17 protein-coding genes are annotated in these 17,481 nt (G+C 71.0%); 6 read left to right on the forward strand and 11 right to left on the reverse strand.

The annotated features are described in order from the left end of the window. Nucleotides 1–55: 55 nt before the first annotated feature. The 3 genes from ACH01S_RS32865 to ACH01S_RS32875 all read right to left on the reverse strand — a co-directional run bounded on the left by ACH01S_RS32865 (nt 56) and on the right by ACH01S_RS32875 (nt 3,724). Nucleotides 56–2,221, reverse strand: coding sequence for an MMPL family transporter (locus tag ACH01S_RS32865; RefSeq protein ID WP_067900847.1), 2,166 nt, complete (start codon nt 2,219–2,221; stop codon nt 56–58). Between the two features lie 173 nt (nt 2,222–2,394). Beyond that, nucleotides 2,395–3,102, reverse strand: coding sequence for a S1 family peptidase (locus ACH01S_RS32870; protein ID WP_067900851.1), 708 nt, complete (start codon nt 3,100–3,102; stop codon nt 2,395–2,397). Between the two features lie 250 nt (nt 3,103–3,352). Continuing rightward, nucleotides 3,353–3,724 carry a hypothetical protein gene (locus ACH01S_RS32875; RefSeq protein ID WP_067900854.1) on the reverse strand — a complete coding sequence of 124 codons (372 nt, stop codon included), beginning with the start codon at nt 3,722–3,724 and terminating at the stop codon, nt 3,353–3,355. A 591-nt stretch (nt 3,725–4,315) separates the two neighbouring features. Between ACH01S_RS32875 and ACH01S_RS32880 the strand changes: the two genes are divergently transcribed. From ACH01S_RS32880 to ACH01S_RS32890, 3 genes are all read left to right on the forward strand, one after another. Continuing rightward, nucleotides 4,316–5,614 carry a sensor histidine kinase gene (locus tag ACH01S_RS32880; protein WP_246236482.1) on the forward strand — a complete coding sequence of 433 codons (1,299 nt, stop codon included), beginning with the start codon at nt 4,316–4,318 and terminating at the stop codon, nt 5,612–5,614. Beyond that, nucleotides 5,578–6,222 carry a LuxR C-terminal-related transcriptional regulator gene (locus ACH01S_RS32885; RefSeq protein ID WP_067900860.1) on the forward strand — a complete coding sequence of 215 codons (645 nt, stop codon included), beginning with the start codon at nt 5,578–5,580 and terminating at the stop codon, nt 6,220–6,222. Before ACH01S_RS32880 ends, ACH01S_RS32885 begins: the two co-directional genes overlap by 37 nt. 123 nt (nt 6,223–6,345) lie before the next feature. Then, nucleotides 6,346–7,212 carry a hypothetical protein gene (locus tag ACH01S_RS32890; RefSeq protein ID WP_148344146.1) on the forward strand — a complete coding sequence of 289 codons (867 nt, stop codon included), beginning with the start codon at nt 6,346–6,348 and terminating at the stop codon, nt 7,210–7,212. A 1-nt stretch (nt 7,213) separates the two neighbouring features. Here the strand turns inward: ACH01S_RS32890 and ACH01S_RS32895 are convergent, their stop codons facing one another. Next, on the reverse strand, nt 7,214–7,981 hold the full coding sequence (locus tag ACH01S_RS32895) for an enoyl-CoA hydratase/isomerase family protein (protein WP_067900866.1): 768 nt from the start codon (nt 7,979–7,981) through the stop codon (nt 7,214–7,216). Nucleotides 7,982–8,448: 467 nt separating this feature from the next. Here ACH01S_RS32895 and rho point away from each other — a divergent pair, with 467 nt between their 5' ends. Then, a complete protein-coding gene (rho, locus tag ACH01S_RS32900) occupies nt 8,449–9,729 on the forward strand; it encodes a transcription termination factor Rho (RefSeq protein ID WP_083981408.1) in 1,281 nt (426 codons plus the stop codon). An 18-nt stretch (nt 9,730–9,747) separates the two neighbouring features. On the opposite strand, the gene ACH01S_RS32905 is transcribed toward rho, so the two are convergent. Together ACH01S_RS32905 and ACH01S_RS32910 are read right to left on the reverse strand one after the other, a co-directional pair. Continuing rightward, the gene (locus tag ACH01S_RS32905) at nt 9,748–11,370 is read right to left on the reverse strand and encodes a serine/threonine-protein kinase (RefSeq protein WP_067900873.1); all 1,623 of its coding nucleotides are present in this window, start codon (nt 11,368–11,370) and stop codon (nt 9,748–9,750) included. A gap of 127 nt (nt 11,371–11,497) precedes the next feature. After that, nucleotides 11,498–13,069: an acyl-CoA synthetase gene (locus tag ACH01S_RS32910; RefSeq protein WP_067900879.1), complete on the reverse strand. Its 1,572-nt coding sequence runs from the start codon at nt 13,067–13,069 to the stop codon at nt 11,498–11,500. A gap of 229 nt (nt 13,070–13,298) precedes the next feature. Between ACH01S_RS32910 and sigE the strand changes: the two genes are divergently transcribed. Then, nucleotides 13,299–13,838, forward strand: a complete 540-nt coding sequence (gene sigE / locus ACH01S_RS32915) for an RNA polymerase sigma factor SigE (protein ID WP_083981410.1) — start codon at nt 13,299–13,301, stop codon at nt 13,836–13,838. Nucleotides 13,839–13,870: 32 nt separating this feature from the next. On the opposite strand, the gene ACH01S_RS32920 is transcribed toward sigE, so the two are convergent. The 5 genes from ACH01S_RS32920 to ACH01S_RS32935 form a co-directional block, all read right to left on the reverse strand. Beyond that, on the reverse strand, nt 13,871–14,332 hold the full coding sequence (locus ACH01S_RS32920; protein ID WP_067900889.1) for a DUF6036 family nucleotidyltransferase: 462 nt from the start codon (nt 14,330–14,332) through the stop codon (nt 13,871–13,873). After that, nucleotides 14,329–14,736 carry a hypothetical protein gene (locus ACH01S_RS32925; protein WP_148344147.1) on the reverse strand — a complete coding sequence of 136 codons (408 nt, stop codon included), beginning with the start codon at nt 14,734–14,736 and terminating at the stop codon, nt 14,329–14,331. Before ACH01S_RS32925 ends, ACH01S_RS32920 begins: the two co-directional genes overlap by 4 nt. A 207-nt stretch (nt 14,737–14,943) precedes the next feature. After that, nucleotides 14,944–15,435 carry a pyridoxamine 5'-phosphate oxidase family protein gene (locus tag ACH01S_RS32930; protein WP_067900898.1) on the reverse strand — a complete coding sequence of 164 codons (492 nt, stop codon included), beginning with the start codon at nt 15,433–15,435 and terminating at the stop codon, nt 14,944–14,946. 144 nt (nt 15,436–15,579) lie between these two features. Then, on the reverse strand, nt 15,580–15,837 hold the full coding sequence (locus tag ACH01S_RS42820) for a DUF397 domain-containing protein (RefSeq protein WP_083981411.1): 258 nt from the start codon (nt 15,835–15,837) through the stop codon (nt 15,580–15,582). Nucleotides 15,838–15,845: 8 nt separating this feature from the next. Further along, nucleotides 15,846–16,763 carry a DUF5753 domain-containing protein gene (locus ACH01S_RS32935; protein ID WP_306303270.1) on the reverse strand — a complete coding sequence of 306 codons (918 nt, stop codon included), beginning with the start codon at nt 16,761–16,763 and terminating at the stop codon, nt 15,846–15,848. Between the two features lie 123 nt (nt 16,764–16,886). Between ACH01S_RS32935 and ACH01S_RS32940 the strand changes: the two genes are divergently transcribed. After that, nucleotides 16,887–17,417 (forward strand): ATP-binding protein, encoded by a 531-nt coding sequence (locus ACH01S_RS32940; RefSeq protein ID WP_083981412.1) that lies wholly within the window; start codon nt 16,887–16,889, stop codon nt 17,415–17,417. The last annotated feature ends 64 nt before the right edge of the window (nt 17,418–17,481 follow it).

Here is a 17,481-nt window from a genome sequence, read left to right on the forward strand (position 1 = left end):
CGTGGCCGCCCTCCGGCCGCACGACCCGTGGGCCCGGTTCCGCTGGTTGGGCGGGCTAGATTTGCGGGACTAGTGGGCGTGCGGGTTCTGGGGGCGTGGGCTCGGCGTGGGGGACTCGGAGGAGCCAGTTGAGCCAGCGTGGCAGGTACCAGTTGGCGCGTCCGAGTAGGGACATCACGGCTGGGAGCAGGACTACCCGGACGACCGTCGCGTCGATCAGGACCGCTACCGCCAGGCCGACGCCGAGTTGTTTGAAGTCCTGCATCGAGAGCGTCCCGAAGATCCCGAATGTGGCGATCATGATGACGGCGGCGCTGGTCACGACCCCGGCCGTCGCGCCGACGCCCTCACGGACGGCGGCCGCCGTGTCGAGCCCGCGGTCGTACGCCTCGCGGATCCGCGAGACGACGAACACGTGGTAGTCCATCGACAGCCCGAACAGGACGACGAACACGAACAGCGGGATCCACGACTCCAGTGCCCCGGCGGCGGTCGTCCCCACCAGGGAGTCGCCCCAGCCGTGCTGGAACACCGCGACCATGACGCCGTAGGCCGCGCCGACCGACAGGAGGTTCAGCACGATCGCGCTCAGCGCGATCAGCGGCGATCGGAAGAAGACCAGCATCAGCAGGAAGGTGATCCCCATGACGAACAGGAACACCGGGACGATGCTGCTCTTCAACTGCGCGTTGTAGTCGGTCGACCAGGCGAGTTGTCCGGTGACGGGTGCCTCCGCGACTTTCCCGACCGTTTCCGGGACGATCCGCTGCCGTAGCGTCTCCAGCGCGTGTTTCGACGTGGTGTCGGAGCCCGTCCCGGCTAGCGGGACCTTGACCTCCGCGACGTTCTCCTTCCGGTGGACGGTCACGTCGATCGGCTCGTTCATCTCCCCCGACGCGACGGCCCGCCGCTTGAGCTCGGCGATCGCGGCCGTGACGGCGGGCGCGCCGATGTCGGGCGCCTTCACCACGACCAACGCGGGCTCCGGGTTGCCGGGGAACGCCGCGTTCAGCCGCGTGTAGGTCCGCGCGATCTCCTCGCCGGGCGGGACCTGCTGGTCGAGGCGGAGCTTCTCGGTCCTCATCCCGAGCGCGGGCGCGGCCAGCGCGAGCAGCAGCCCGGCCGCGAGCACCGCCGCGATCCCCGGCCGCGCGAGGACGGGCCTGAGCAGCGTCCCCACCACTCCGGCGCGCCCCTCGCGGCGCCGGCGGGGCAGGCGGACGCGGCCGAAGTCGACCTTGTCGCCGAGCAGGGACAGCAGCGCGGGCAGCACGGTCACCGACCCGAGCATCGCGGTCAGCACGACGAGGATCGTCGCGAGCGCGAACCCCTTGAACAGCAGCAGCCCGGACAGGAACATCCCGGACATCGCGACCAGCACGGTCAGGCCGGAGACGAGCACGGACCGGCCGGACGTGGCGGCGGCGATCGCGAGGGCCGTCTCCCGGTCGCGCCCGCGCCGCCGCTCCTCGCGCTCGCGCTGCAGGTAGAAGAGGCAGTAGTCGACGCCGACCGCGAGGCCCATCAGCAGCATCACCGAGTTGGTCGTCTGGTCGACGTGCAGCGCGTGGCTCGCGACCGCGAGCAGCCCGCCCGCCGCGAGGAACGCGGTGAACGCCAGCACGACCGGCAGGACGGCGGCGAGCAGCGCGCCGAACGCGACTAGCAGGATCCCGATGGCGAGCGGCACGGCCGTCATCTCGGCCCGTTTGAAGTCGTCGCCGAGGGCGTTCTCGAACCAGGCGTCGGCGGTCGCGCCGCCGAACTCGCCGATCCGGACGGACGGATTGCCCGCCTTCGCCTTTTCGACCGCGTCCTCGATGGCGGGCAGCGGGTCGTCGGCGGTCTCCCTGACCGTGAACTGGACGATCACGTGCCGCCGGTCCTTCGACACGACGTCCGGCCGCAGGTCGGTGACCTTGCCGGTGGCCCGGACGCGCGTCCGGACGTCCGCCGCCGCGCGGGCCAGTTCGGGCGCGCCCGCCGCCGTCCCGGAGATCAGCACGGTCTCCTGGTCGGGGTCGTCGATCCCGGCCTCGTCGAGGATCCGCACGGCCTGCGCGGACCGGCCGCTGCCCTGCTCGTGGTCCGCCATCGTGACCTGGCCGGACATTCCGCCGGCCAGGGAGGCGAGGACGACGAGCAGCAGCCAGCCGAGCACGGCCGTCTTGCGGTGCCGCGCGCTCCATCCTCCGAGCGCGGCGGCGAGGTTGCGTTTCATGGAGGTCCCCTGGAGTCATCGGTGCGGGGTGACACCCATGGACGCTAGAAACGCGGGGACCGCGGCGACATGGCTCTAGACGGCGTCCGGCGGTGTACCTGAGTACACCCCCACTCCGGGACACGGGCACACCGAGCCTGGACGCCGTCCAGAGACCACGCTCGGCCGCGGGGTCAGACCCCCGCGACCGAACGAATCCAGGAGCGGTTGGCGGGAACGCTCCCGTAGGTCTGCTCCGCCCGGCCGTCCGCCGTGGACGCGACGCCGACCTGCCTGCCGTCGTAGCGCTCCGGGCCGCCGGAGTCGCCACTCCACGCGTTGCCGGTGATCTTGGTGCTGCACAGCGCCAGCCCGTACCGGTAGTCGCGGCAGGTGGTGGACGTGACCTTGACGTCCGCGCACTTGAGCTGCTCGGACACCGGGCCGTTCGAGGCGGTGTAGCCCCAGCCGCAGATCTGGTTGGTCGAGCCGACCGGCGGGTCCGCGTCGGCGAGTTGGGAGAACGTGGCCTGCTGCGGGGCGGTGAGCTCGATCAGGGCGAGGTCGGCGCCGGGCGCGACCTCGTAGCGCTTGACGGTCGCCGGGGCGGCCTTCGACCGGTAGACGCTGCCGACGCGGACCGAGATGCCGCTGCCGACGCAGTGGGCGGCGGTGAGGACCCAGGTCGGCGCGATGATCGTGCCGGAGCAGGAGAACGATCCGCCGCTGCGGTAGATCGACGCTCCCCACGGGGCCTCGGCGTCGGTGACGACGCCGCCGCCGATGATCGGCGCGGACGGGCGGGCGCCGGGCGGGGGCGCGGCGGCGGCGGGGAGGGCCGTCCCGGAAAGCAGGACGAGAACGGCGCCGGCGACGACGCCGGCATGGCGGGGGGCGGGCATGCACAACTCCTTTGTCCGAGCATGCGACCCTCCAAAAATAGAGCAGCGGCCGCCCGGCGCGACGTTTTCAGCGCGCCTCGGCTTTTCGATGTTGATACTTGCCCACTAGAAGGGGCCGGTGAATCGCCGTTAAGGACGGGAGTACCGCCCGGCCGAACGATCGAGGGCGTTCGACCGGGCGGCACCCGTCAGGCGAACCGGTTCACAGCCGATGCCTTTCCTTCCCCGGCGGGGCGGGGAACGAAATGCGTCAGGCGATCTCCTGCAGCGGCACCAGGGTCTCGCCCGGCTTGTGCGTGCTCATGTCGAACATCGTGAGCGAGGCGAACGTCGGGCCCTTGGCGCAACGGTTGTCGAGCAGCGTCGAACGGCCCATGAACATGTTGATGGTGCCGTCCATGGTCTTCTCGGCCGGGCAGACGACGTTGAGCTGCACCGCGCCCTCGCCCATGCAGGACGCCGCCACGAACGGGCCGGCGTCGGCCTTGAGACTGCAGGTGACGGGGGGCTTCGGCTTCTCGTCGCCGGTCGTTCCGGCGAAGGCGGAGCCGGCGCCGCCGTACAGGGCCAGCGCGGCGGCGCTGACGCCGACCAGGGCGAGGGTGTGCTTGCGGATCTTCATGATCGCACTTCCTTGGGAGCGTGGTGGATCACGTACTGCGTCGCCGGCGGGCACTACGCGGACGAGGGCGCGGCGGAGCCGGGCCTCGAATGCAGCAACCATCATTGATCGGCGGAGTGGATCCTGGCAATGTCATTAGGCCATAGAACTAAGCTATATCCCGCGACACCACGGAAAATGCTCGATATTGGCCGGGCGAGACCGGCGGAACGGCCGAATTGGTCATGATCGAATCCCGTGGCGGGAGAGCCCGTAACGGGAGGTGACGGGACGCCCGTCCGGCACTATTCTCGGGAATCTCTCAGGAAGAAGTCTCGCGCCCGGGCGGACATTCCGTCAATGATCGGCAAGGACCCGGCATGGATTTCCTTGCGCCGCGCGGCGCATGGAAAAGGGCGCGGATCGAGTAAACCGCGCAATAGGCCGCCGCGTCCGCGGGCGCGGTTCCCCTTCTTTCCGGAGCCGCCGGGGGTGTAGCTGGGTACACCCCATGTCCGGGTTGCGGGCACACTGTGCGCGTGGCCGCCGGCCGGAAGACTCGTCTTCAGGACGGCACCCGACCTGCGGAGGAACCCGGTGGACGGCGTATTGGTGAAAGAGACGAGACTGCAGCGGCACGCCAGGGCGCCCTGGCGCGGCCTCGCGCTGTACCTGCTGTGCGTCCCCGCGACGCTCGTCGGCCTGTGGTTCATCACGGTCGTCTCGATGATCACCAGTTTCATCGGGGTGCTGCTGTTCCCGTCGGCGGCGATGCTGCTGCGCACCCAGCTCGACGCCTACCGCCTCCGGATCAACAGGTGGACGGGCGTCCGCGTCCAGCGCCCCTACCTGCCGGAGCAGGAGACCGAGCCCGGCGTCATGGGGATGGTCAAGCGGTTCGTCGGGCTGGCGTCCGACCCGGCGACCTGGCGCGACTACCTGTGGGTGGTCGCCGACCCGATCGTGGCGATCTTCACGGCGGCGCTGCCGGGGCTGCTCATCCTGTACGGGGTGTGGGGGTACGCGCTCGCCACCTTCGCGGGCGGGCTGATCGGCCACTACGGCGGCAGCGACTGGTACACGTGGATCCACGTCGAACCCGGCTACGACCGGGACGCCGAGCGCGTCGTGTCCACGGTGATCGTCGCGACGGTCTGCATCGTCGTCGGCTACCTCATCGGCCCGAAGATGCTGACCATGTACGGCCACTGGGGACGCCTCATCCTCGGCCCGACGAAGAAGTCGGAGCTGGCGCTGCGCGTCCGGCACCTGCAGGAGTCCCGCTCGGACGCCGTGGACGCGTCCGCCGCCGAGCTGCGCCGCATCGAGCGCGACCTGCACGACGGCGCGCAGGCCAGGCTCGTCGCGATGGGCATGAGCCTCGGCGCGATCGAGCACCTGCTCGACAAGGACCCGGAGAAGGCGCGGATCCTGCTCGCCGAGACGCGGGCCTCGTCGGCGAAGGCGCTGAGCGAGCTGCGCGACCTCGTCCGCGGCATCCACCCGCCGGTGCTCGCCGACCGCGGCATCGGCGACGCGGTCAAGGCGCTCGCCCTGGACCACCCGATGCGTCCGGAGGTGCACGTCGAGCTGCCGGGCCGTCCCGAGCCGCCGGTCGAGTCGGCCGCCTACTTCGCGGTGTCGGAGATCCTCACGAACGCGGCCAAGCACTCCGGCGCGTCCCGCGTCTGGATCGACCTGCGGTACGAGCGCGGCATGCTGCGGATCACCGTCACCGACGACGGGCGCGGCGGCGCGACCATGGCGGACGGCACCGGCCTGCGCGGAATCGAACGGCGGATCGGTACATTCGACGGCGTCCTCGCCCTCAGCTCGCCGGTGGGCGGCCCGACGATCGTGACGCTGGAGCTGCCGTGCGCGTTGTCCTCGCCGAAGACCTCGCCCTCCTGAGGGAGGGCCTGGTCAGCCTCCTGGAGTCGCACGACTTCGAGATCGCGGCCGCCGTCGACAACGGCCCCTCGCTGCTCAAGGCACTGGTCGACCACCGTCCGGACGTGGCGGTGGTCGACGTGCGCCTGCCGCCGTCCTTCACCGACGAGGGGCTCCAGGCGGCGCTGGAGGCGCGCCGCCGCGTCCCCGGCCTGCCCGTGCTGGTCCTGTCGCAGTACGTCGAGCAGCTCTACGCGCGCGAGCTGCTCGCGGACGGCAGCGGCGGCATCGGCTACCTGCTGAAGGACCGGGTGTTCGACGCGTCCCAGTTCGTGGACGCGGTCCGCCGGGTCGCCGCGGGCGGCACCGCGATGGACCCGGAGGTCATCTCCCGGCTCGTCGCGAGCAGCACCCGGGACACCCCGCTCGCCCGGCTCACCCCGCGCGAGACGGAGGTGCTGGAGCTGATGGCGCAGGGCCGCTCCAACGCCGCGATCGCGGAGAAGCTCGTCATCACCGAGCGCGCCGTGACCAAGCACACCGCGAACATCTTCGCCAAGCTCGACCTTCCCGTCACCGGCGACGACAACCGCCGCGTCCTCGCGGTCCTCGCCTACCTGAACCGCTGAGCCGCCGCGCCCCTCCGCTCGCGGGGATCTGGCCGGGGGCGCGCCGGGTGAACTAGGTTGCTCGGCGAGATGGCCCTCCCCGACCCGGCGTCCGGGGGCGTCCCTCAGAAAGGCGGGGCTCCGATGAAAGTGGTCCTGGTCCTGCTCTGCCTGGCCATCGCGGGCCGGGAGCTGTATCTCGCGTTCGAGCGCAGGCGGTCGCCGGGCGCGCCGGAGATCGCCGACATCCGCACCCAGCTCCGCGCGCTGAAACGCACCCGCGAGGAGCTGGACGACCTCCGCGCCGCCCAGCGGGAGGGCCTCGACCGGCTGGCCCGCGGGCAGGAGGACGACCGCGCGGCGCTGGACGCCGCCGACGGCCGGATCCGGTCGCTGATCGCGCAGATCAACGAGCGGATGGTGCCGGACGTCAACGACCGCCTGGCCCGCCAGCGCGAGGCGGTGGAGGCGCTGTCCGCCGAGGTCGCCGGGCTGCGCGCGCACCTCGCCCGGCGGCTGGACGACGCGGTCGCCGCGTCCCTCGGCGCCGAGCCCGCCGACCTCGTCGGCGGGACGCTGACCGTCCGGCCCGAGTCCGCGCGGGACCCGCTGACCGGGCCCTACGAGCGGTTCGCGGAGCGTCACGGGCTGCGCGTCGAGCTGACCGACGGGGACCGCTTCTACCTGTCGGGACGCAGCCCGCGCGCCCTGGAACGCGACTTCATCGAGCTGGTGCGGGCCCTGCGCGGCGACTGCGCCGAGACCACGGCCGAGGCCCGCGCCCTGCTCGACGGCCTCCGGAACGCCGACCACGGCGGCGCCACCCTCGGGCCGCTGCTCGTCGTCCGGACGCCGGAGTCGCTGGTCTGCGGCGTGCTGCCGCTCGCCGAGCTGCTGCGCCCGGAGAGCGCCCGGCTGCTCGACGACCCGCCCGCCGCCGCGCGGCGGCTGCGGCGCCTGGACGAGCGCCGCTTCTACGACGTGCCCGCTCGCTCCGCCCTCAACGGGTAGCTCAACGGGTAGGGAACGTCCACGTGAACCGGGGTGCGCGGCGTTCGAGGAACGCGGCCACGCCCTCCTCGGCCTCGCCGCTCGCGGCCATCTCGTCCAGCCAGCGCTTCGCCGCGTCCCCGGCCGGGGCCCCGGCGGCGGCCGCGTCCACGATCTCCTTCGTCGCGCCCTGGGTGAGCAGGGACCGGGACGCGAGCGTCGCGGTGAACGCGGCGACCCGCGCGCGCAGGCCGCCCGCGGGGACGACCTCGTCCAGCAGGCCGATGCGCAGCGCGTGCGCGGCGTCGATCAGGTCCGCCGAGTACAGCAGGTACTTCGTCGCGGCGGGCCCGAGCAGCCGGACGAGCCGCTCCGTCGCCGCCGCCGGGTACACGATGCCGAGCCGCGCCGGGGTGACGCCGAACCGGGCGCCGTCCGCCGCGAACCGCAGGTCGCAGGCCGCGGCGAGCTGGCAGCCGCCGCCGACGCAGAAGCCCTCGATCGCCGCGAGCGTCGGCTTCGGGAACGCGGCGAGCGCCCGCTCGGCGACCGTCGCGAGGTGCGACTCGTCGTCGCGGTGGATGTCGTCCAGCTCGGCGATGTCGGCCCCGGCGCAGAAGTCGCCGCCCGCGCCGGTCAGCACCACCGCCCGGACGCCGGGGTCGGCGGCGAGATCGTCCAGGAGGGGCGGGAGCGCCCGCCACATGGCCGCCGACATCGCGTTGCGCTTCGCGGGCCGGTCGATCGTGATCGTGCCGACGCCGTCGGCGGCGTCCACGCGGATGTCCACGCGGCCGATCGTACGGAGCCCTCCTCCCTCTAGGAACCTTGGGGCCCGCCTGAGAGTCTTAAGGGGTCGAGGCACGGAAACGATCAGTGGCACGGGCGGACGCGAGCCGGGGGGCACGGCGTCCGCCGACACCGGCCACAGGGGGACCAGCTACATGAAAACAGTCATCGACCTCCGGGAATGCGAAACCGCCCTGGAGTGCTGTACTGTCGAGGCAACGTCTTCGGACTTCCGCGGTTCGCGGCGGAGGCGTTTCTTCCCCGCCCGGGCCATCTGAGCGCCCGGTGACTTCCCCGGTTCGAGACGCACGGCGTTTCGGGCCGCCGTCCAAGGGAGCCGACGTCAGCCCGGTGAACCGAGCTGCATTCATCTCATCCCCCTCGCGTACGCGCCGCGGGAGCCGCCGCCGTACGCAGGACTCGACCCCTGGCCGCGCGGAGCATTTCGCGGCCTGAGAAGGGACCCGCATGTCCACTTCCACAATCACCACCGAACGCCCGCCCTCGGGCCGTTCCGCCACGAACCACAAGACCCAGGCGCCGCACGGCGTGGCCGCGCAGAACGGCGCGCAGAACTCCGCGAAGAGCGCCGCGCAGAGCGCCCGCAAGAACGGCAACGACAGGCGTCCGGCCGCCGCCGAGGCTCCGGTCGTCCCCTTCCACGGCATCCTCGACGTCCAGGACAAGCACGCGTTCGTCCGCACGTCCGGCTACCACCCCGGCCCGGACGACGTGCACGTCGCCCTCGCCCAGGTGAAGACGAACGGCCTGCGTCCCGGCGACGCCGTCGCGGGGTTCGCGCGGCCGCCGAGGTCCGGACGGGAGAAGTTCGCCTCGCTCGCCAGCGTCGAGACCGTGAACGGGGTCCCGCCGGAGGAGGCGGGCGGCCGTCCCGAGTTCGCGAAGCTGACGCCCCTCTTCCCGGACGAGCGGCTGCGGCTCGACACCGGCCCGCTCGCGACCCGCGTCATCGACCTCGTCGCGCCGGTCGGCAAGGGGCAGCGCGGGCTCATCGTGTCGCCGCCGAAGGTCGGCAAGACGATGGTGCTGCAGGCCCTCGCGAACGCGATCGCGCAGAACAACCCCGAAGTGCACCTCATGGTCGTGCTCGTCGACGAGCGTCCCGAGGAGGTCACCGACCTCCAGCGGTCGGTCCGCGGCGAGGTGATCCACTCGACGTTCGACCGTCCGGCGCAGGACCACACGGCCCTCGCCGAGCTCGCCGTGGAGCGGGCCAAGCGGCTCGTGGAGCAGGGCCACGACGTGGTCATGCTGCTCGACTCGATCACCCGGCTCGGCCGCGCCTACAACCTCGCCGCGCCGTCCAGCAGCCGCATCCTCGCGGGCGGCGTCGCGACGACCGCGATCTACCCGCCGAAGAAGTTCTTCGGCGCCGCCCGCAACATCGAGAACGGCGGCTCGCTGACCATCCTCGCCACCGCCCTCGTCGAGACCGGGTCCCGCATGGACGACGTCTTCTTCGAGGAGTACAAGGGCACCGGCAACATGGAGCTGAAGCTCGACCGGGGCCTCGCCGACCGCCGCGTCTTCCCCGCCGTCGACATCGAGGCGTCCGGCACCCGCCGCGACGAGCTGCTCATGTCGCCCGAGGAGCTCGCCCTCTCCTGGCGCCTCCGCCGTGCTCTCCAGGGACTGGAGAAGCAGCAGGCCGTCGAGCAGCTCCTGGAGAAGATGAAGGGCACCTCGTCGAACGCGGAGTTCCTCCTCCGCCTCCAGCAGTCGACCTGATCCCGCCTCCCCTGGCGGTCACGGCCTGTCGGGGTCGAACGACCTGAGGATTCCGTCGTAGAGACGCTGGCCGGGCGTCCAGCGCCGATCGGGCGCGGAGAAGCAGAACTCATACCCCGCCGCCCGGCCGCACAGCACGTGCCGCGTGTCGTCCCCGTGGCGGCGCTCCCCGCCGCCGCGCCAGGTGAACTCCCATTCCGCGCCGCCCGCGACGACGTCCGGGACGGCTTCGAGCCGCAGCCTGCGGTACCCCGGGAAGCGGTGCTCGGCCGCCGCCTTCCGCTCCGCCGCCCGCAGGCCGGTCAGCGGGTCGCCGGACGCGGGGGAGATGCGCAGGGCGCGTCCCGTCCCGGCGTCCTTCCACACGACGGCGGACCCGTGCCGCTCCGCCCGCCATCCCGCCGGGACCCGCACCGTGTACGCGCCCGCCTCCCGGAACCGGGCGGTCTTCGCCGTGTCGCCCGCCGCCGGGCGCAGCGCCACCGCGTCGCTCTTGCCGATGGACGTCCAGCGCGCCGCCCACGTCCCGGCGCCCGCCGCGAGCGCGGCGAGGACGGCGACGCCCGCCACCGCGCCGGGCCGCAGGCTCCGCGGACGCCACCTCGTCCGGGCCCGCCGCGAGCCGCACGGCGCGGGCCGGGCGCCGGACGGACGTCCGCCGCGCAGCGTCCACGGCACGCGCGGGCCCCGGAGCACGCGCGAGCGCGCCGCGTCCCGCGACACCCACGAGCCGCGCCGCGCCCACGGCAGCCGGCGCGGCAGCGCGCGGCGCCGCGCGGGCGGGACGGCCAGCGTGATGCCCGGCTCCGGAAGGCCGCCGACGATGTCGCGCAGGAGGTCGGCGGTGGCCTCGGCGGTCAGCCGGTCCTCGGGCCGCTGCCGCAGCAGCCCCTCGATGACGGGCGTCAGCGGCCCCGCCCGCACGGGACGCGCGTAGTCGCCCATCAGCACAGCAACCATCGAAGCGAGGGCGTGGCAGCGCAGGAACGGCGAGAACCCTTCGACCGCCGTGTAGAGGGTCGCGCCCAACGACCACAGGTCGGACGCCTCCTGCCCCGGCATCCCGTTCACGCGCTCTGGCGAGAGGTAGGCGGGCGAGCCTTCGATGCCCGCCGGCATGGTGTCGACGGTCTCGCGTCCACCGGACGCGTGGACGGCGAGCCCGAAGTCGGTGAGCAGCACCCGCCCGTCGTCGCACACGAGGACGTTGCTCGGCTTGACGTCCCGGTGCACGATCCCGGCGGCGTGCGACGCGCGCAGCACCGACAGGACGGCCGCGCCGATCTCGGCCGTCCGGCGCGGGCCGAGCGGACCGTCCTCGGTGACGAGCCGGTTCAGCGAGCACGACTCCAGGAACTCCATGACGATGAACGGGCGTCCGTCCTCGATGAGGAGGTCGTGGACGGCGACCACGCCCGGATGCTTCAGCGCGGCGGTCGCGCGCGCCTCCGACAGCAGCCGCCTGCACATCGCCTTGCGCTCGCCGTCGGTGATGCGCTTCGGGAGGTGGACCTCCTTGACGGCGACGTCCCGGTCGAGCGTCTCGTCGTAGGCGCGCCAGACGGTCCCCATGCCGCCCCGGCCGACGACGGAGAGAAGGCGATAGCGGCGCGCGAGCGGTACCGGCCGATCCCCGTCCATGCCGAAGTCAATCGCCCGGACGCGGTCAGCGCACGCCCCCACCGCATCAATCATTTCTTGACCGGTGCGGCCGGGGAAAAAGTGGCGGGACGTGGTATAAGCCCCGTCTGGGGGAGATGCGGCCGTTTTATAGGACGCTTCGGGCCCACTTGTAGTCGGACTTCCCAACGGCGGTCCGGCGGACCTCGTCCACCACCGTGAGCTGGCGCGGCAGCTTGTATCCGGCGAGGCGGCCGCGGCAGAACTCGGTCAGCGCGTCCAGGGTGACGGTCGCGCCGGGACGCGGCGCGACGACCGCCGCCACGCGCTGCCCGAACCGCTCGTCCTGGACGCCTACGACGACCGCGTCGTCCACGTCCGGATGGTCCTTCAACGCGACCTCGACCTCCTCCGGGTACACCTTCTCCCCGCCCGTGTTGATGACGAGGGAGCCCCGGCCCAGGAGGACGATCGTCCCGTCCTCCTCCAGGCTGGCGAAGTCGCCTGGGACCGACCAGCGGGTGCCGTCCGGTGCGGTGAAGAACGTCGACGCGGTCTTGTCGGGGTCGTTGTAGTAGCCGAGCGGGATGTGTCCCTTGCGGGCGAGCCGTCCGATCTGGCCGGGGGCGACGGGGTTGAGGTCGTCGTCCAGGACGGCGACGTCCGGGCTCATGTTGAACCGGGCCGTCCCCTCCTTGCCGCCCACGGACGGCCCGCACGCGCCCGTCTCGGAAGCACCGTAGTTGTCGAGGAACACCACATTCGGGAGCCGCTCGCTCAGGGCCCGCTTCGCTCCGTCCGTCAGCGGCGCGCCCCCGGACGCGATCCCCATCAGCGACGACGTGTCGTACTCGGCCGAGGCCAGCGCCCGCGCGACGGGCCACGCCATCGCGTCCCCGACCAGCATCAGCACGTTCGCCTTCTCCTCGGCGACGATCCTGAGCGCCTTCCCCGCGTCGAACGCGTGGTCGGTGTACAGGACGACCTTCGCCCCGGAGAACAGCCCCATGAACGCGACCCACTGCCCGGCGCCGTGCATGACGGGCGCGCAGTCGAGCACGGCCATCGCGGGCTGCTCGGCGTTGGCGGCGATCTCCTCCGGGCTCCCGAGCGGGTCGCCGAGGGCGTTCCCGCCGCCGAGGGCGCCGAAGAAGATGTCCTCGACGCGCCATTCGACGCCCTTGGGATAGCCGGTCGTCCCGCCCGTGTACATGATGTAGCGGTCGTCGTTGGAGCGTTCCGGGAAGTCGTCGCCGGGGTCGGCGTCCGCGAGCGCCTTCTCGTACTCGACCGCGTCCGGGATCTCTTGGTCGGACCCGTCCTCCAGCACGACCACATGCCGCAGCTTCGCCAAATCGCCCCGGATTTCCTGCGCCTTCGCCAAGAGCGAACGCTCCCCGATCAGCGCGACGGAGTCGGAGTCGGCCAGGACGTGCCGTAGCTCCGCCGCCACATATCGGTAGTTCACCGGAATCGGCACGGCCCGGATCTTGAACGCCCCGAGCATCGCCTCGACCCACTCGGCCCGGTTGTAGGCGAGTATCGCGACATGCTCGCCGGGCCGCACCCCGGCCGCCGCGAGATGGTGCCCGACCCGGCTCGCACGCTCGCTGAGCTGCCGATACGTCCGGCGGACGTCCCCCGCGACGAGCGCGGGCCGGTCCGGCCCCGCCGCGGCGAGGAGTTCCAGCAGGTCGGCCGGGTTGTAGCTACGAGCCATGCCACGTCCTCGCGTCTCGGGGGTGGGACTGCCCCGATCCTCGCCCCGCGCGGACGGCGACTCAATCCTTGTTGGCATTCCGTCCAATGAGATCGGTCACACCGGTATCGAAACGAGATGCGCCTCATCCGGCCACGCGCCCGGTTCTTACACGGCTCTTATCCGGGTACCGGCATGCTTGGCCGTAACGATTCAGTATCAGACGGGGGTAGTGGTGAGCGCAGGCGCTATGGCGTGGACCCCGCCGACGTGGGAGGAGATCGTCAGCCAACACTCGACCAGGGTGTTCCGGCTGGCGTACCGGCTGACCGGCAACCGGCACGACGCCGAGGACCTGACCCAGGACGTCTTCATCAGGGTCTTCCGATCCCTGTCGTCCTACAGCCCCGGCACGTTCGAAGGCTGGCTCCACCGCATCACCACCAACCTCTTCCTCGACCGGGCCAGGCGCAAGCAGCGCATCCGCTTCGACGCCCTCGGCGACGACGCCGCCGAGCGCCTCCAAGGCCGCGAGCCGACCCCGGCCCAGGCCTACGACGACCGCCACCTCGACGCCGACATCCAGCGCGCCCTGGACGACCTCGCCCCCGAATACCGCGCGGCCGTCGTCCTCTGCGACATCGAGGGCCTCTCCTACGAGGAGATCGCCGCCACCCTCAACGTCAAGCTCGGCACCGTCCGCTCCCGCATCCACCGAGGCCGAGCCCAACTCCGCGACGCCCTGGAACACCGCCGCCCCACCGAAGTCCCCGCCTGCACCGACCACTGACCACACCCACCGCCAGCGCACGCACAATCACATCAGTCGTCCTCGAACAGGTCTTCCAAGATCAGCCGCGCTCGGTCAGGTACCGGCTCTTCTGGGAAGACGTCGGCACACAAGGACAAAACGTCCTTTGCAGAATCGAGGCGAAGGTGCTCGGGCGAGGCCGCTGAGACCCGCAGTCCCGGGTGGTCGAAGACGCGCGTGGCGGCGGGATCCCCGCCCGGGGCAACGTAGACGCTCGCCTGTTCGTTGAGCCACCACTGCGGCAGGCCGAGTTCTCGGGCGACCGCGCGGACTTCTTCCAGCACGATGCCGTGCGGCTCGAAGACCGCATCGATGTCGCGGGTGGAGCGGCGGGCGTCGTAGGCCAGCGCCATGGCCGCGCCGCCGACGACATAGATGTCGGCGACCACGCCCCGACTGGCCAGGCGATCGCCGAGTTTACGGAGGACTTCCTCAATGGCGGCGCGGTCGAGGAGCGGTTCGGAGCCGCTCACGCGACCTCCAGTTCCTGCGGTGCGATGAACACACCACGCCGACGGAACGCGGCTGGAGCGTGCACGATGGCGTCAACCCTTGCGGCACGGGTGTTGAAGGGGAACCAGAACCGGTACAGATGCCGGGACTCGGTCCAGGACGCGGCACCCCGCCCGTCCCGGGCCGCCAGATGTTCGGCAAGGGCCGCCAGAAACACGTCCCAGTGTTGATCGCCGGTCGTCGCGGGCTCTTCCGCGAGAAGTCTCAGACGTTCGATCGGCGGCTCGTGCCTGAACTCTTCGAGGAACTCGGCGATCAGCCGCCACCGCGTCTCGTCATCTCGGCTACCGGCCAGATGAACAGCCAGGTCGACCAAGGTCATCGGCTGGTATCCCTGGTCAATCCGCATGATCTGCACCTCCACCCCGAGTGTACGGCCGGGCCGCGCCACTGGCCGGTGATGCGGCTGGAAGGCTCTCCCCAGGTCGGACAGCCTTCCAGGTTCACAAAACGACGGTTACGCCAGGTCGTACCGTCCCGTCAGGGCATCAGTGTGGAAGGCGCGCCAGGACGCGGGGTTGATGGAGCTCGCGGCTGGGTTGCTCCGCGAAGTGCGTGGTAGGCGCGTGCGTCAGGTGCGGCGGAACGTCCGCAGCGCTTGGCCGGGCCGCCAGAGCTCCATGACCATGGTCGTTCCTTCGATCCGGGTGAGGACGACCTCATCGATGTCGGCGACGAAGAAGTGGGACTCGCTGAAGGAGTCGGGGGCCAGTCCTCGCGCGGTGAGCATCGCGGCACGCCGCTCCGGGTCGCTGACCTCCACCGCGCGGCCGCTGACCTTGGCGTCGCCCGGCGCCGTGGCGGGATCTTCGGCGCTCAGGATGACCGGCGGCCCGTGCAGCGCGAAGCGCGGGTCGCGCTGCAAGTCTCGGGCCTTCAGCGCGCCGGGCATCGACCCGAACCAGAGGTCGTCCCCGACGAAGTACGCCTCGATGCCGCTGACTCGCGGCGAACCGTCCTTCCGCAGCGTCGCCAAGGTCTTGTGCTTGTGCGCCTCGAACGCGCCCCGGACCCGGGCAGCGAACTCCGGCGCCGAAGCGGCGACCTCACGCCAACCGGCCAACGAACCCTCCTCAGCATCGGATGTGTCACTGAACACACCGAGCCTGCCACCAGGCTCCGACAATCCGACCCTCGTCCGGCCCGCCGGTGACAGGAAGGCTGCCCACCGGGGTCGGACAGCCTTCCAGGATTCACGAAACGACGCTTACGCCAGGTCGTACCGTCCCGCCAGGATCTCGGCGTGGAAGGCGCGCCAGGACGCGACGCTGAACGCCAGCCGCGGACCTTCCGGGTCCTTACTGTCCCGGACGGCCGTCCCACAGCAGTCGCACGCCCCGACCTCGACGCATCCCCCGTTGTTCATACTGTGAGCACTCTTCCGCCACGCCCCCACCTCGACGCATGCTTCACCACCATTGCCGCTACGGCGGCTCTTGCGCCAAACCACGTTCGACAAATTCATATCAACACCTACATCTCGATCAATATCTGATCGATCAGCTTCCGGGCATCGTCCGGGCCAGCGGCTCTCGCGCGAAGCTGGTCGAAGATCTTTTCGTAGACGCGAACCTCATCCGGTTGCTCCAGAAAGACACCTCCCGTCCTGTACTCAATGTACGCAATGTCCGGGTCGGCGGGGTGGGCGAAGCCGAGGAGATAGAAGCCCGTCTGCATCCCAGGATGTGCACCGGCCGTAAAGGGCAGCACCTGGAGCGTCAGACAGTTTCGGCGGGACAGGTCGCGCAGATGTTCAAGCTGACCTCGCATCACGTCTGGCCCTCCCACTTGGAGGCGAAGGGCTCCTTCGTGGACGATCGCCCAGACTTGGCGCGGATTGTCACCGCACAGCAGGTTCTCCTGTCGCCGTATGCGGACGGAGATCCGGCGCTCAAGTTCGACCTCGTCCGGCACATCCAGGTCGGCCAACACCAGAGCCCGCATGTACTCCGGGGTCTGGAGAAGGCCAGTGATCAACTCAGGCTGGTAGGAGCGCAGCTCGGCGGCCTCCTCTTCAAGGCCCACGAAGACATCAAATCCTTTGGGCAGGACATCGCCGTACTTGTGCCACCAGCCGCGTTGGCGGCTCTGCCTCGCGAGCGTGACCAAGGCGTCGGTCTGATCGTCATCAAGCCCATAGAACTTGCATAGGGCCATGATGTCCGCGGGCTTGGGGGCGTGGGTGGCGGCCTCGATCCTGCTCAGAGTGGCCGGGGCGATCCCCGCGTACGCGGCGGCGTCCTCGCGGGACCTCTGGGTCGTGCGGCGGAGTTGGCGCATCTCCCTGGCCAGACGTCGACGGCGAACTGTCGGGCTTGTCCGGGTCGTCATTCTCCTACCCCCGTAGACGGATCGAGCCAGATTGCGAGAGCAATATTTGAGAATTCTCATCACAGCCCTGCACAGGGCCCTCACTCTCAGTACAGACTCGGAGCGTAGCGACTCATGACGCGGCGTGTTCGGATCTTCCGTGTATTCGGCTGAATACGTCTGCCTTGGACGAGGGGACGCCTGATGGGATTCGTTGGACGGGTGGGCTGGCGTCTCGTGGTTCGAGACCGGTCGTCCGTGAGGTCGCGGCGGACGCACCAGGCCAGGCGGGCGTTCGATCTCCCTGTCGATCGCGAAGGGCCGGTGTCGCGGCTGGGGCTGGCCAAGGGGTCTCTGCGGCTGCCGACCGAGGTGGGGAGCGTGCCGGTCGGGCGTCAATGGCTGCGGGACGTCCTCGGACGCGAGTGCGGTGCCGGGCATCCGGTCATCGACGACGCTCTCCAGGCTCTGTCGGAGGTCCTCACCAACGCCGTCCTGCACGGGACGGGCCCGGACGTCCGGGTGGCGTACACGCTGGTCGGCGAGTGGGCCGAGGTCGCCGTCCACAACCGCGTCCGATCCGGTGAGGTCCGGCCGGAGAGGCGGGCGCCCGCTCCGCCCAGCGCCGAGAGCGGTCGCGGGCTGGACCTGGTCGAGGCGTTCAGCGACCAGTGGGGCATCACTGTGCTGCCCGAGGACGAGATCAAGGTCTGGTTCAGGGTGAGGCTGGCGTGAACGGCCACCCGCACGCTCGGGTCTGTGAGTGAAGCGGAGGGCCCGCGCGTCCGGACGCGCGGGC

It is taken from the genome of Actinomadura chibensis NBRC 106107 (genome assembly GCF_001552135.1).
GTDB classification, from domain to species: Bacteria; Actinomycetota; Actinomycetes; order Streptosporangiales; family Streptosporangiaceae; genus Spirillospora; species Spirillospora chibensis.

Excerpts from the sequence above, each read along its gene's own strand:
- ACH01S_RS32865 (WP_067900847.1), bottom strand. The coding sequence starts at position 2,221 with ATGAAACGCAACCTCGCCGCCGCGCTCGGAGGATGGAGCGCGCGGCAC.
- ACH01S_RS32870 (WP_067900851.1), bottom strand. The coding sequence starts at position 3,102 with ATGCCCGCCCCCCGCCATGCCGGCGTCGTCGCCGGCGCCGTTCTCGTC.
- ACH01S_RS32875 (WP_067900854.1), bottom strand. The coding sequence starts at position 3,724 with ATGAAGATCCGCAAGCACACCCTCGCCCTGGTCGGCGTCAGCGCCGCC.
- ACH01S_RS32890 (WP_148344146.1), top strand. The coding sequence starts at position 6,346 with ATGAAAGTGGTCCTGGTCCTGCTCTGCCTGGCCATCGCGGGCCGGGAG.
- rho (WP_083981408.1), top strand. The coding sequence starts at position 8,449 with ATGTCCACTTCCACAATCACCACCGAACGCCCGCCCTCGGGCCGTTCC.
- ACH01S_RS32905 (WP_067900873.1), bottom strand. The coding sequence starts at position 11,370 with ATGGACGGGGATCGGCCGGTACCGCTCGCGCGCCGCTATCGCCTTCTC.
- ACH01S_RS32910 (WP_067900879.1), bottom strand. The coding sequence starts at position 13,069 with ATGGCTCGTAGCTACAACCCGGCCGACCTGCTGGAACTCCTCGCCGCG.
- sigE (WP_083981410.1), top strand. The coding sequence starts at position 13,299 with ATGGCGTGGACCCCGCCGACGTGGGAGGAGATCGTCAGCCAACACTCG.
- ACH01S_RS42820 (WP_083981411.1), bottom strand. The coding sequence starts at position 15,837 with ATGAATTTGTCGAACGTGGTTTGGCGCAAGAGCCGCCGTAGCGGCAAT.
- ACH01S_RS32935 (WP_306303270.1), bottom strand. The coding sequence starts at position 16,763 with ATGAGAATTCTCAAATATTGCTCTCGCAATCTGGCTCGATCCGTCTAC.
- ACH01S_RS32940 (WP_083981412.1), top strand. The coding sequence starts at position 16,887 with ATGGGATTCGTTGGACGGGTGGGCTGGCGTCTCGTGGTTCGAGACCGG.